The 14,432-nt window shown below is 28.2% G+C and carries 15 protein-coding genes; 14 read left to right on the top strand and 1 reads right to left on the bottom strand.

Features of this window, described 5'->3' with window-relative positions; translation table 11 throughout:
* Positions 1–7: 7 nt before the first annotated feature.
* Together holB and U8307_RS00815 are read left to right on the top strand one after the other, a co-directional pair.
* Complete coding sequence (holB, locus tag U8307_RS00820; RefSeq protein ID WP_326909321.1) at positions 8–991, top strand: DNA polymerase III subunit delta'; 984 nt, start codon at positions 8–10, stop codon at positions 989–991.
* The gene (locus U8307_RS00815; protein ID WP_326909319.1) at positions 988–1,869 is read left to right on the top strand and encodes a PSP1 domain-containing protein; all 882 of its coding nucleotides are present in this window, start codon (positions 988–990) and stop codon (positions 1,867–1,869) included. Before holB ends, U8307_RS00815 begins: the two co-directional genes overlap by 4 nt.
* Before the next feature lie 82 nt (positions 1,870–1,951).
* On the opposite strand, the gene U8307_RS00810 is transcribed toward U8307_RS00815, so the two are convergent.
* On the bottom strand, positions 1,952–3,355 hold the full coding sequence (locus U8307_RS00810) for an alanine/glycine:cation symporter family protein (RefSeq protein WP_326909316.1): 1,404 nt from the start codon (positions 3,353–3,355) through the stop codon (positions 1,952–1,954).
* Positions 3,356–3,766: 411 nt separating this feature from the next.
* Between U8307_RS00810 and U8307_RS00805 the strand changes: the two genes are divergently transcribed.
* The 12 genes from U8307_RS00805 to U8307_RS00750 all read left to right on the top strand — a co-directional run bounded on the left by U8307_RS00805 (position 3,767) and on the right by U8307_RS00750 (position 14,431).
* Positions 3,767–3,937 carry a 4Fe-4S binding protein gene (locus U8307_RS00805; protein WP_326909314.1) on the top strand — a complete coding sequence of 57 codons (171 nt, stop codon included), beginning with the start codon at positions 3,767–3,769 and terminating at the stop codon, positions 3,935–3,937.
* Positions 3,938–4,038: 101 nt separating this feature from the next.
* A complete protein-coding gene (locus tag U8307_RS00800) occupies positions 4,039–4,635 on the top strand; it encodes a HutD family protein (RefSeq protein ID WP_326909312.1) in 597 nt (198 codons plus the stop codon).
* A 156-nt stretch (positions 4,636–4,791) separates the two neighbouring features.
* A complete protein-coding gene (locus U8307_RS00795) occupies positions 4,792–6,090 on the top strand; it encodes a DUF512 domain-containing protein (protein WP_326909310.1) in 1,299 nt (432 codons plus the stop codon).
* A gap of 18 nt (positions 6,091–6,108) precedes the next feature.
* Positions 6,109–7,428 (top strand): ribosome biogenesis GTPase Der, encoded by a 1,320-nt coding sequence (gene der, locus U8307_RS00790; protein ID WP_326909307.1) that lies wholly within the window; start codon positions 6,109–6,111, stop codon positions 7,426–7,428.
* Between the two features lie 29 nt (positions 7,429–7,457).
* Entirely contained in the window at positions 7,458–8,039 is a 582-nt protein-coding gene (gene plsY / locus U8307_RS00785; protein WP_326909305.1) for a glycerol-3-phosphate 1-O-acyltransferase PlsY, read from the top strand.
* A 10-nt stretch (positions 8,040–8,049) separates the two neighbouring features.
* A complete protein-coding gene (locus U8307_RS00780) occupies positions 8,050–9,048 on the top strand; it encodes an NAD(P)H-dependent glycerol-3-phosphate dehydrogenase (RefSeq protein ID WP_326909303.1) in 999 nt (332 codons plus the stop codon).
* A gap of 146 nt (positions 9,049–9,194) precedes the next feature.
* The gene (gene spoIVA / locus U8307_RS00775; RefSeq protein ID WP_326911510.1) at positions 9,195–10,718 is read left to right on the top strand and encodes a stage IV sporulation protein A; all 1,524 of its coding nucleotides are present in this window, start codon (positions 9,195–9,197) and stop codon (positions 10,716–10,718) included.
* Between the two features lie 239 nt (positions 10,719–10,957).
* Positions 10,958–12,214 (top strand): HlyD family efflux transporter periplasmic adaptor subunit, encoded by a 1,257-nt coding sequence (locus tag U8307_RS00770; protein ID WP_326909301.1) that lies wholly within the window; start codon positions 10,958–10,960, stop codon positions 12,212–12,214.
* The gene (locus U8307_RS00765) at positions 12,192–12,929 is read left to right on the top strand and encodes a YggS family pyridoxal phosphate-dependent enzyme (RefSeq protein WP_326909300.1); all 738 of its coding nucleotides are present in this window, start codon (positions 12,192–12,194) and stop codon (positions 12,927–12,929) included. Before U8307_RS00770 ends, U8307_RS00765 begins: the two co-directional genes overlap by 23 nt.
* A gap of 1 nt (position 12,930) precedes the next feature.
* Positions 12,931–13,371, top strand: coding sequence for a cell division protein SepF (locus tag U8307_RS00760; RefSeq protein WP_326909298.1), 441 nt, complete (start codon positions 12,931–12,933; stop codon positions 13,369–13,371).
* Between the two features lie 9 nt (positions 13,372–13,380).
* Positions 13,381–13,632, top strand: coding sequence for a YggT family protein (locus U8307_RS00755; protein ID WP_326909296.1), 252 nt, complete (start codon positions 13,381–13,383; stop codon positions 13,630–13,632).
* 13 nt (positions 13,633–13,645) lie between these two features.
* A complete protein-coding gene (locus U8307_RS00750) occupies positions 13,646–14,431 on the top strand; it encodes a YlmH family RNA-binding protein (RefSeq protein WP_326909294.1) in 786 nt (261 codons plus the stop codon).
* The last annotated feature ends 1 nt before the right edge of the window (position 14,432 follow it).

Genomic DNA, 14,432 nt, shown 5'->3' with positions numbered 1-14,432 from the left:
GCATCTAATGCTTTATAAAGATGTAGCTGGACAAGATGAAATCAAAAATTTTTTGGTCAATTCTATTAATAATAATCAAATATCTCATTGTTATATTTTTGAGGGTCCTAAAGGTATGGGCAAATATGATTTATCATTGGTATTTGCCCAGTCTTTACTTTGCAAAGACTTTGAACTTGATCCTTGCAATGTTTGTAGTGATTGCATTAAGGTAAATTCTATGAACCACCCAGATATGCATATAGTTAATAATGGTGAAAACTCTATTAAAAGGGAAGATATAGATGAATTAATCGAATCAATTAATAAAAAACCTTACGAATCAAATAAAAAAGTTTATATTATAAATAATGCTCATGAAATGACTATTCAGGCAGCTAATACTTTTTTAAAAACTTTAGAAGAGCCTCCGGGAGATTCAATAATAATATTATTGACTAATAATATTAATTTGCTTCTACCTACAATAATATCAAGATGTCAAATAATTAAATTTAAAAATGTAAATACTGGTATAATTATAAAATATTTAAAAGAAAAATATAATGAAGATGAAGAAAAAATTATTTTAGCGGCTAATTATTCAAATGGTATTTTAAACAAAGCTGTTAATATTATAAATGGAAAAGATAATATATTAGAAAAGCGTATGGAAGTAATAGATATTTTTAATAAAATTATTAAATCGGATTCAGAAATAATATTTGAAGTTGAAAATTACTTTGAAGTTCAAAAAGATAATATAGATGTAGTTATAGAAATATTTATGGTATGGATAAGAGATATAATATATGTTAATCACAATATAGAATCATTAGTAATAAACAAGGATTTAGTAGAACTTGCAAATTTACATGGGACAGGTATAAAAGTTGACTCAGAGTTAATACAATATCTACAATCTGCAAGAAACAATATAAAAAGTAACGTAAACTATAAATTAATTATAGATAATATGTTACTCAAAATTCAGGAGGTCTTTAAAATATGATTAAGGTAGTCGGCATTCGATTCAAAAAGGCTGGGAAAATATACTATTTTGATCCTGATAAGAAATGGATAAAAGAGGGAGACTTTGTTATTGTTGAAACTGTTAGAGGAATAGAATATGGTCAAGTAGTTGTAGGACCTAAAATGGTAAAAGAAGAAAATATAGTACAACCTTTAAAAAAAGTTTTAAGAATAGCTACAGTAGAAGACATAAAAATAAATCAGGAAAATAAAGATAAAGAAAAACAAGCTTTCGACATTTGTTTACAAAAAATAGAAGAACATAAATTAGATATGAAGCTTGTTGATATAGAATATACTTTTGATAATAATAAAGTTATATTTTATTTTACAGCAGATGGTAGAATAGATTTCAGAGAACTAGTAAAGGATCTAGCTGCTATTTTTAGAACTAGAATAGAATTAAGGCAAATTGGAGTTCGAGATGAAGCTAAAATGATTGGTGGATTAGGACCATGTGGCAGACCAATGTGTTGTTCATCATTTTTAGGAGAATTTTACCCTGTTTCTATAAAAATGGCAAAAGAACAAAAACTATCATTAAATCCAGCCAAAATATCGGGAATATGTTCTAGACTTATGTGTTGTTTGAATTATGAACATCATGTTTATGATGAAAATATAAAATATTTACCTGATGTTGGAGATAGAGTAACTATTAATGACACTAATAAATCAGGAGTAGTTATTGATATAAATCCTTTATTTAAAACTGCAAAAATTAAAATAAGGAAAGAAGATGGAACTAACGAAATAGAAGAATTTAACGGATGTGATATTAAAGTAGTTGAAGAAGGATCTATAAAACATAAACATGATGATATTAATATTGATGAATTAAAAGATTTAGAAGACTAAGTAAATGAAAACCTCCTAAGGATAAATCATACTATCCTTTAGGAGGTTTTTTAGTTTATAATAATTAAATTAATAGTTCTAATTATGACAAATTTGTTTTTGTTTGTTGATATTTATATTCATAGTGTAATCTTTCATTATTATGAATTTGATTGTTATAGTCTTGTAGAATAGCGTTAGATTCTTTAAATAAACAGAAGATAGCTATTAAGTTTGGAATTACCATTATTCCGTTGAACATATCTGCTAAACTCCAAACAAAGTCTACTTTTTGGTAGGAACCTAGAATGATAAAAATCAAAACAACTATTTGGTATATGTGAATTGCATTTTTACCTTTAAATAAAAAACGAATATTGTTTTCTCCAAAATAATACCATCCTACTACAGTTGTAAAAGCAAAGAATGTTAAACAAATTGCTAAGAACATACCTCCTATTGGACCAAAAGCTATATTGAAAGCTTCTTGAGTCATTCCGACACCTATCGCACCTGAATTATGAGCTCCAGTAGCTAAGATTACAACAGCTGTTGAAGTACATACTAATATTGTATCAATAAATACTGCAATCATTGAAGAAAGTCCTTGTTCAGCAGGATGAGATACATCTGCAACTGCGTGTGAGTTTGGAGTAGAACCCATACCTGCTTCGTTTGAAAAGAGACCTCTAGCAATTCCAAATCTTATGGCTTGTTGTACACCAATTCCAGCTGCACCACCTAATACAGATTTTGCAGAAAATGCAGCTATAATGATTCCTTTTATTGTTGGTATTAGATCTGCTCTAAATATAACCATAATAACTATTGCACCTAAAATATAAATTGCAGCCATTATAGGAACTACCATTTCCGCAAAAGAAGCAATCCTTTTCATTCCCCCAATAAAGATTAAGCCAGCAAAAACAGCTAAGATAATACCAATAGCCAATTGTGGAATATTAAATGATCTGCTTACTGCATCAGCTATGGAGTTAGATTGTACCATATTTCCAATGAAGCCTAATGCGATAATAAGTGCAATGGCAAAAAATGATGCTAAACCTTTAGAACCCAATCCATTTTTGATGTAATATGCTGGACCACCAACTAGTTGTCCATCTTTTGTCGTTTCACGGTATTTTTGAGCCATGGTAGCTTCAACGAATATTGTTGACATTCCAAAAAATGCAGATATCCACATCCAGAATACGGCTCCAGGTCCTCCTAATGAGATTGCTGTTGCTACACCAGCTATGTTTCCAGTACCAATTTGTGCAGCAATTGACGTTGCTAAGGCTTGAAAAGAAGACATTGTTCCTTCTTTATTGGTTTCCTTTTTAAAGATACCTCCAAAAACCTTTTTTGCTGCCGCTCCGAAACATTTAATTTGTGGAAATCCTAGTTTTATAGAGGTATATATACCTATTCCCACTAGGCCGACTACTAATACATAGTCCCATAAAATACTATTAACTGTACTTACAAAATTTTCTAATACTGTCAATTCGAATATCTCCTTTCTTGTGATTGATAATATTATAACAATGTACTATATGCTTGTCAATGTAAAAGAACAATTAAAAATATAAACTGTTTTTATTAAGAGGAAAACGATATACGTTTATTTTTAGTAAGAAACTTAACTTTTTAACGACAATAATAATTTTAGGAAAATAGAATTTTTAATATTTTATATTTTAATATTTAAAATTTTAGCATCACAATGGTTAATAAATTATCAATCAAGCATTTATAGAAAATTTTAATAAGAATGAAAAAAAAGGAAATAATTAAAATAATATGGACAAAATATTAAAATAAATAAAATATTTAACAATTTATTATAAAAAGTACTTTTAAATATATAAAATTAATGTTAAAATGTTTATGATGATATTGGGGGAGGTGAAATTTAATGGCTTACAAAATTACAGATGCTTGTATTAGTTGCGGAGCATGTGAACCTGAATGTCCAGTAGGTGCTATTACTGCTGGAGATGATAAATATGTAATAGATGCTGCAACTTGCATAGATTGTGGAGCATGCGCTAGCGTATGTCCAGTTGAGGCACCTCAACAGGATTAATAATACTTATCAAAGAAAGCCTTTTAATAGGGCTTTTTTTGATAAGTATTATTAAAGGAGAAAACTGATTAAATGAATGATTTAATAAAAGGGAGATTAAGGTGGCTTATGATATTAAAATAATAAAAGAAAAGGATTTTATAACATCAGAGTGGTCAGGTGGAAAAACTACACAAATGTATATATATCCTGAGGAATCTTCTTATAAAGAATTAAATTTTAAATGGAGAATAAGTTCGGCAACAGTAGATTTAAAAGAATCTGATTTTACAGAATTAGCAGGTGTTTATAGATTTATTACTTCTTTAGATAATAATTTGAAATTGACACATGACTATAAAAAATACATTGAATTAAAACCCTTTGATATTTATGAATTCTGTGGAGACATTAGGACACATAGTTTCGGACAAGTAAAAGACTTTAATCTGATGCTATCAAACGAAGCAAAAGGAAAATTGAGAAACCTAAATAATAAAATTGAGCATATTTTAGAATTTGCAAATGAAGGAAAAACAAAAAAATTTGAAATATTTTATTCTTATTACAAACCATTAGTTTTTTTGATTAATGATGAAGAAATACTTTTAAATAAAAATGAACTTTTAATCATTAAATTAAGCTCTAATACAAAAATTAACGTTAAAATATTAACACAAAAAACAGTAAATATATTACATGCCTCTTTAATGGAATAATGGGGCATGTATTTGTTTACATTGGATATAAATAAAATAATTGATAATAGGATTGCAGTATATTAAATCAATATGATATAATGTGATGACTGTTAAGAGAGATAACATATGAATTTTGGCAAGTATATTATATAGTATAAAATAAAGGAATAAAATATGAAAAATATTATAGTAAAGGTATTAAAAAACAGTATTGCTGATGAATTCGAACTAGAACCTGGAGACGAGTTGTTGTCTGTAAATAACTGTAAAATTTCTGATTATATAGATTATAAATTTCAAATATCAGATGATGAAATTACAATAGAAATAAAAAGGCAAAACGGAGAAATTTGGGAACTTGAAATTGAAAAAGACTATGATGAAGATATAGGAATTGTTTTTGAAAATCCACTTATGGATAATATTAAAGTATGTTCTAATAACTGTATTTTTTGTTTTATTGATCAAATGCCTAGAGGTATGCGAAAGTCTTTGTATTTAAAGGATGATGATACTAGATTGTCATTTTTATATGGAAATTTTATAACTCTCACTAATTTATCAGATGATGAAATAAATAGAATAGTAAAATATAGGATTAGTCCAATTAAGGTTTCTGTTCATACAACTGATTCAAGTTTAAGAAAATATATGATGGGTAACAATAAAGATATAGACATTTTGAAATATTTAAAAAAATTAATTGACGCAGGTATAACTGTTGACTGTCAAATAGTCTTAGTTAAAGGTGTTAATGATGGTCTTCAATTAGAAAAGACTATAAAAGATTTATCATCACTTCATCCAGGACTTAGAAGTGTTGCTGTAGTTCCAGTAGGTTTGACAAAATATCGAGAAAAATTGACTAAATTAACACCGTTTGATTATGATAGTGCATTAAGTGTTGTAAATCAAGTGTCTACATTACAAGAAGAATTATATAAAAAAATAAATACAAGATTCATATTTATTGCTGATGAATTTTATTTGTTAAGTAAAATGGATTTTCCTTCTTATGAAAAGTATGAAGAATTTGACCAGCTTGAAAATGGAATAGGTATGTGCAGGCTTTTTCAATGGGAAATAGAAAAATATTTGGATAATTTAAGTGATAATTCTAAGCCTATACTAGATGAAGTAACTATAGTGACAGGAGTTTCTGCATATAATTTCTTAAATTCATTAGTTGAAACTATAATGAGTAAAATAAATATAAAAATAAAAGTAGAAAAAATTGTTAATAATTTCTTTGGGGAGAAAATAACTGTATCTGGATTAATAACAGGAAATGATATAATAGAACAGCTTAGAAACAAAGACTGTAAGAATATAATTATACCTCAAAATATGATTAATGATAATAATGTTATGTTAGATGATTTAACTATAGATGAATTAAAAAATAAACTTAATACAGAAGTGATTATTTGTGAAGTAAATGGAGAAGCTTTGCTTAATTTAATTGTAGAATAAAAATACGGAGGATCAAAAATGGCAAGACCAGTTGTAACTATAGTAGGTAGGCCTAATGTAGGTAAATCTACACTTTTTAATAGAATTGCCGGTAAAAGAATATCAATTACTGAAGATACACCAGGCGTTACTCGTGATAGAATTTATGCAGAATGTGAATGGTTGGATAACTACTTTACATTGATTGATACAGGAGGAATTGAACCAAATACAACAGACACTATATTTGCACAAATGAGATTACAGGCAGAAATAGCAATTGATATGGCTGACGTTGTATTGTTTATGGTTGATGGTAAAGAAGGAATAACTGCTTCTGATATGGAAGTTTCACAAATGCTTAGAAAAGCTAAAAAGGAAATAGTCCTTGTAGTTAATAAAATGGATAAATATGTAAACAACAACAATATTTTTGAATTTTATAATTTAGGACTTGGTGAACCTATACCGGTTTCTTCTTCAGAAGCTTTAGGATTAGGAGATCTTTTAGATATTATTATATCAAAATTTGATGAAAGTCTAGATACTGCAGAAGAAGATGATAGTATAAAGATTGCTGTTATTGGTAAACCGAATGCAGGTAAATCATCTATAATTAATCGCATAATTGGTGAAGACAGAGTTATTGTTAGTGATATTCCTGGTACTACACGGGATGCTATAGATACAAAGTTTGAAATTAATGAACAAAAATACACATTAATAGATACAGCAGGTATTAGGAAAAAGAGCAGAGTTAGTTTAGCGGTAGAAAAATATAGCGTTTTAAGAGCTTTTACTGCTGTAGAAAGGGCTGATATTTGCATACTTGTTATTGATGCAGATAAAGGTGTTACTGATCAAGATATTAGAATTGCAGGTTACTCTCATGATAACAATAAAGGCATGATAATAATTGTTAATAAGTGGGATTTAATAGAAAAGGAACCAAAAACTTTTAGTGAGTTTCATGATAATATAAGAAACAGTTTTGCTTATGCTAGTTATGCACCTATTTTAACGGTATCTGCTCTTACAGGACAAAGGGTAAATAAAATATTAGATACTGTGAATGAAGTATATAGTTTTAGGAACTTAAGAGTTTCTACAGGTGTTTTAAATGACATTTTAACGGAAGCAGTATTGATGAATCAACCTCGTACAGTAAAAGGAAAAAGATTAAAAATATTTTATGGAACGCAAGTGGCTGTTAATCCACCTAAATTTTTAATATTTGTAAACGATAGTAATATTGTCCATTTTTCTTATGAAAGATATTTAGAAAATAAAATTCGTGAAGCATTTGAATATAAAGGTACACCTATTATAATAGAATTTAGAAACAGAAGTGAAAAATAGTTAATACAGAATTTATTGAGGGGAGACATATGAATTATTTTATTATTGCAATTATATCTTATTTTTTAGGTAATTTATCTTTTGCCTATATACTAGGAAAGTTATTAGTTAGAAAAGACGTACGTGAATATGGTAGTGGTAATTCTGGAGCAACAAATGCAATTAGGACATTTGGTAAAAAGATAGGTGTAATGGTGTTTATTGGAGACGTATTAAAAGGAGTTATAGCAGTTTATATTGGAAATGGTATTGGTGGTGAAATAGGTTGTTATTTAGCAGGAATTTGTGTGATTATTGGACATAATTGGCCGGTACTTTTAAAATTCAAAGGAGGTAAAGGCGTTGCTACTACAATAGGAGTTGTGTTAATAATTAATCCCTTTGTTACTTTTATATGCTTTGTAATCGGTATATTAATAGCTATATTTACAAGAATAGTATCTATTGGTTCAATAATAGGTATGTCTTTAGCGCCTATTGTTATATTACTTTTCGTTAGACCATTTAATGTTCAGCTATTTATATTTGGATTAATTATTGCTTCAATGTCAATTTATAGGCATAAGGAAAATATTAAAAGATTATTACAAGGTAAAGAAAATAAATTATAGGAGATTCTTTATGAAAGCTAAAATTACTTTGCTTGGTGGAGGTAGTTGGGGAACTGCATTGTCAAAACTTCTTTCTGAGAATAAAAATGATGTTACTGTTTGGTTAAGAGACGAAAAAAAATGCATAGAATTAGGTAAGGAAAGAATAAATAAAAAGTATTTACCTAATGTTAAAATACCGTCAGATGTGGTTTTTACTTCAAATATAAATGAAGCAGTAAAGGGTGCAGAAATCATTTTAGTTGTAATACCTACTCAAATGATAAGAGGGGTTTTAAAGAAAATCCGCACTGAAAACAAATCAAATAAAATAATCATTAACGCATCTAAAGGTATTGAAATTGGAACTATGAATTTAGTTTCAGATATAGTTAGAGAAGAAACAATTAATTGTACTTTTGCAGCTCTTACAGGTCCTTCTCATGCTGAAGAGGTAGGGTTATCAATGCCTACTGCTATTACAGTAGCATGTGAAGATAAAAATGTTGCAGAAAAGATCCAAGATGTTTTTATGTCAACATATTTCAGAGTTTATACAAATGATGATGTAATTGGAGCAGAACTTGGTGGGGCGCTTAAAAATATTATTGCTTTAGGAGCAGGCATTTCAGATGGTATAGGATATGGTGATAATGCAAAAGCAGCGTTGATAAACAGGGGAATCGTTGAAATAGCTAGACTTGGAGTTGCAATGGGTGCTGATGTTAAAACATTTTTTGGTTTGTCAGGTATTGGAGATTTAATAGTAACTTGTACTAGTAAGCATTCTCGAAACTGGAATGCAGGAAATTTAATTGGTCAAGGATATTCAAAGGATGAAGCTATTAAAAAAGTTGGTATGGTTGTAGAAGGAATATCAACTACATATGCAGCATTTGAACTTGCTAAAAAGTTAAAAGTTGAAATGCCTATTGTAGATGCAATGTATCATATATTAGAAAATAGTGCAGAAGTAAAGGAAACAGTAAATAAATTAATGCTAAGAGATAAAAAAGAAGAAAAACTATAATATTACAAATGAATAAATCATATTATAAAGCCTTTTATCATATATTTGATAGAAGGCTTTATATTCTATAAGTTGCTGTAGATAGATTGTTTTATAATATATTTTTTTATATATTTAGTAATAATGATAGAATTAAAGGCATATAAATTAATTGTATACGAAAGTGCATATTTTTAGGGGGAGGGATTAATATTACTAATTTAGATATATATGAAGATATAGCTAGAAGAACAAAGGGCGAAATATATTTAGGAATTGTTGGTCCAGTTAGAACAGGTAAGTCAACATTTATTAGAAAATTTTCTGAAAATGTAATGCTTCCAAATATTGAGGATGAGTACATAAGGGAAAGAGCTAAAGATGAAATGCCTCAAAGCGGTACAGGCAAAACTGTTACGACTACGGAACCTAAATTTGTTCCTGGTGAGGCAGTAAAAGTAACATTTAAAGATAATATAAATGCAAATTTAAGACTTATTGATTGTGTAGGTTATATGATACCAGGTGCAATTGGAAATATGGAGGGTGAAATTCCTAGACTTGTAAGCACTCCTTGGAATGAGGCTCCTATACCATTTGCTGAAGCAGCAGAAATTGGAACAAGAAAAGTTATAAAAGAACATTCAACAATAGGAGTATTAGTTACGACAGATGGAAGTATAACGGACTTAAATAGAGACAACTATATTACAGCTGAAGAAAGAGTGGTAAAAGAGCTTAAAGAAATAAACAAACCATTTGTAATTATTTTAAATACTACACAGCCGCAAAACGAAAATACCGTTGCATTGGCTTCACAATTAAATGAAAAATATGAAGCTCCCGTACAAATTGTGGACTGCTTAAATTTAAAAACTGAAGATATAGAAAATGTACTTGAAGATGTGCTTTATGAATTTCCAATAAAAGAAATTAATGTCGATTTGCCTAAGTGGTTTGATGGGTTGACTTATGACTATACATTAAAACATGACTTAATTCAAGTTTTAAAAGAAGATTTTGATAGTTGCTATAAGATTAGCGATTTTGATGCTACGAAAATCTTTTCTGATGATAATGATTATGTGGAAGATTTCTATGTAAAAGATATAGAGTTAGGCAAAGGTAGTATCAATATGAGAATTGATATAGATGATTCTTATTATTATAAAGTTATAAGTGAATTATCTGGTGAGGAAATTACTGGAGAGCATCAAATATTGAAACTTATTGGTGATTTAGCAAGCGCAAAAGATGAATATAGAAGAGTAGAAGATGCTATTAATGATGCAAGAAATAAAGGATACGGTTATGTAACACCTGGTATTTCTGACATGATAATTGATAAACCAGAAGTGTTTAAAGAAGGTAGCAGATATGGTATTAAAATTAAAGCACAGGCACCGTCTCTGCATATCTTTAATGCAAGTTTAAATACAGAAGTATCACCTGTTATAGGAAGTAAGATTCAAAGTGAAGATTTAATGAATCATCTTATAGAGCAAAGTAAAGATAATCCTCAATGTATTTGGGATGCTGAAATATTTGGCAAAACTTTATATAGCTTAGTTGAGGAACAGCTTGAATCTAAATTAACTGCTATGCCAGAAAATGCAAGAAAAAAACTTAAAAAGACTATTGAAAAAATTGTAAATGACGGTTCAGGAAGTATAATATTCTTAATAATTTAAGGGAAAAATTGGGATGTCATAATGACACCCTTTTTTTTTTGTATTTTTTCGAATACTATAAATAGTAATTTGTCATATTTTTATATTATTTTATATAAAAATGGTGTAATATTATTAGAAATTAAGTATATATTCCTTGCAATACAAATTAAATCCATGTTATAATATTATAACCTAACATTCTAAGAAGGCTACTTTAACATAATATTATATCAATGAATTGTGGAGGCAAAGAAAGAATGTCAAGAAGAAACTTTGGTATAAAAAATTTTTTCTTTTCTTTTGTCACAGTGTGCATTGTTTTATATATTTTTCAAAACAGCAATGGTTCTGCAGAAACTATAGTTGCAGAGATAGGCACCTTAGAAGATATAATTAAAGCTAATGGAATTGTTGTTAAAGATGAAGAGGTTTACAGCGCAAACTTAGATGGTAATGTAACATATTATCATGAAGACGGAGATAAGATAAAAGAAGGCGATTTGGTAGCAGAATTAAACTCTGATTTAAATGCAACTCAAATAAATAGTCAAATTACTGAATTGCAAAATGTAATAGATTTAAAAAATAATAAAGGTCTTATGCCTCAAGGTCAAAAATTGTCTAGTGAAGATATAACAACTTATCAATTAGAGATACAATCAAGTATTTTAAATGATGATATAGAAAATATGTATAAGATTTTTGGACAAGTAAATAATAATGGGGTAATGGTTTTTTCAGACAATAAGTATGAGGATTATGATGTTGAACAACTTGAATCTATGAAGGATAATTTAAGTAAAAGTATTGAAACTAATAAAATACCATATTATTCGGCACAACCTGGTATTATTACATATAAAATTGATGGGTTAGAAGATGTTTATAGATATGAAAATGTATTAGACATGACACCTAGTACGACAATTAAAAAAGACTATACATTAACAGATAGTAGCCAGAAACAAGAAATTTTCAAAGGAGACAATCTATATAAAATAATTCGTAATTTTAACTATTACATAACTATAACTGTAGATAACGAATATGCTAAATTATTTAATGAAAATAAGTATATTAAAACGAGAATTTTATATGATGGTACTCAACACGAAGTATGGGGTTATATTGAAAAAATTAATTATGGTAGTGAAGAATCGGTATTAATATTATACTTTGATGATTATTTTTATAAAATTTATGATAAAAGATATATAGATATAGAACTTATTACAGATATTCATGAGGGTATAAAAATAAAAACAAAAGCTATAACTCAAAAGGACGGCATAACAGGTGTTTATATTGAGGATGCAAGTAATATAATTAAATTTTTCCCTGTTGAAATATTAGGTCAGGATGATACGTATACTGTGGTTTCAATAGGAAGTTATGTAAGTGAAAAAGAAAGAAGAACAATTAATATAGATGATAATACATATTACACTATAAAGATTTTTGATAAAGTAATAATTGAACCAGAAAATGTATATGAGGGACAAATTGCAAAATAGGAGGCTTGAGGTGAGTATTAAAGAAAATATTAGCGATATATTTCAAAGAGTAGCTAAAGCAGCAGAAAAATCTGGTAGAAAAGCTGATGATATAAAAGTTATTGCAGTATCTAAAACGGTCAATGCTGATAAAGCGAAGGAAGCAATAGAAGGGGGAATTTCAAATCTCGGAGAAAACAGAGTCCAAGAATTAGTAAGTAAATATGAAACACTGTCTGATTATAACTTAAATTGGCATATGATTGGACATTTACAAAAAAATAAGGTGAAATACATAATAGATAAGGTTGAGCTTATTCATTCTGTTGAAAGTAAAGATTTAGCCAACGAAATTAATAAGAGAGCCAAACAACATAATTTAACAGCTAAGGTTTTAATTGAACTTAACATTGGCGAAGAAGAGAGCAAATTCGGAATAAATTCTGAAAATGTTCGTTCCTTTGTTAAAGAATTAGAACAATATGACAACATAGAAATTTTAGGGCTTATGACAGTTGCACCTTATTGTGAAAATCCTGAAGAAATTAGATGGGTTTTTAAAAAAATGAAAGAAATTTATGATGATATTTCTAAAATGAAAATTAAAAATACTAACATGAAATATTTATCAATGGGTATGACAAATGATTTTGAAATTGCTATCGAAGAAGGCTCGAATATAGTTAGAATTGGAACAGCTATATTTGGAGCAAGAAATTATAAGGAGGAAAACTAAAATGGGAGTAATGGATAAGGTTAAGGATTTTATTGGTATTACTGAGTATGATGATGAAGAATATGATGAGGAGGATGCTGTTGATGCGAGATATGAAAACAGCAAACCAGAAAGATTGGAAGCCTATTCAAAGAAAAATAATGTAATAAAGGTTCATTCTAACACTGATATGAAAGTCTTTATATGTGAGCCAGAAAAGTACGAAGACTGTACTAAAGCAGTTGATGAACTGAAAAATCGTAAGGTTGTAGTTCTTAATATTGAGGAAATGGAACTAGAAGATCAAAAACAAGTATTCGAATTTATTAAGGGAGCTGTATATGCATTAGAAGCAAGTATACAAAAGGTATCTAATGGAATATTTGTTATCGCACCTTGTAATGTGCAAATTGATGGCCGTTTAAGTGATAGATTTGAAAGGAATTTTTATTACAGCAAGTAAGGAGCATATATGTATTTAATAAGATTATCTCTCAGTATATTATTTAGAATTATTGATTCTTTAATATTGGTGAGAGTACTATTATCATTTTTCCCAACCCTACAATCTTCAAGAATAGCCTACTTTATTTATCAGATGACTGAGCCAATATTGGCACCTTGCAGGGCAATTTTAGATAAACTAGGATTAGGCATGGGAATGTTTGACTTTTCTCCTATATTGGCTTTTGTTCTTTTGAATATATTACAATCAATAATATAGCTGTGGAGAAAACATGAAAAATATTGAAAAATATTATGATTATATAAAAGATGAAGAAACGAAAGTTACAGTAAAAAAAATAGCTGATAAAGCAGCTTATGTAGAAAAAAACTATGTCTCTGCCACAACGGAATTTATCAATCCTTATGTGGCAGAATTAAGTTTACCTATTATTAAATATTATGATATTAATTTTGAACTTTTCCCCTCATTTGAAGATGGTGAGAGGAAAGTTTTCATTTTCGCACCTAGTTATTTCGAAAACATTGATGAAAGTGAATTTATTACAGGATTAAGAATAAAGAATAAGTCTAAATTTAGGGATTTAAGTCATAAAGATTATTTAGGAACAATAATGTCATTAGGTATAGATAGAAGCAAGACTGGTGATATCTTTGTATATGAAGACTATGCTGATATTGTTATTCATAGAGATATATTAGATTATATAATTTTCAATTTAGACAAAATTGGTCATAATAAAATTGAAACGGAAAGTATAGACATAAATGATATTAATTTTAAAGAACAGGAACATATATTATTGACAATTAATATTTCTTCCATGAGACTTGATAATTTAGTAAAAAACTTAATTAATAAATCCAGAGAGTTAGCATGTAATATTATTAAATCAGGTCATGTTAAAATTAATTGGCAAGTAGAGGATAGAATTTCTAAAAATATAAAAGAATGTGACATTATTTCAATAAGCAAATATGGTAGATTTAAAGTTCATAGATACTTAGGTGTTACAAAAAGTGGTAAGCATAAAATTGAAATAAAACATTATGTTTAGT

This window comes from Sedimentibacter sp. MB31-C6, assembly GCF_035934735.1.
GTDB lineage: Bacteria > Bacillota > Clostridia > Tissierellales > Sedimentibacteraceae > Sedimentibacter.
This window is presented reverse-complemented; position numbering and strand designations above follow the sequence as displayed.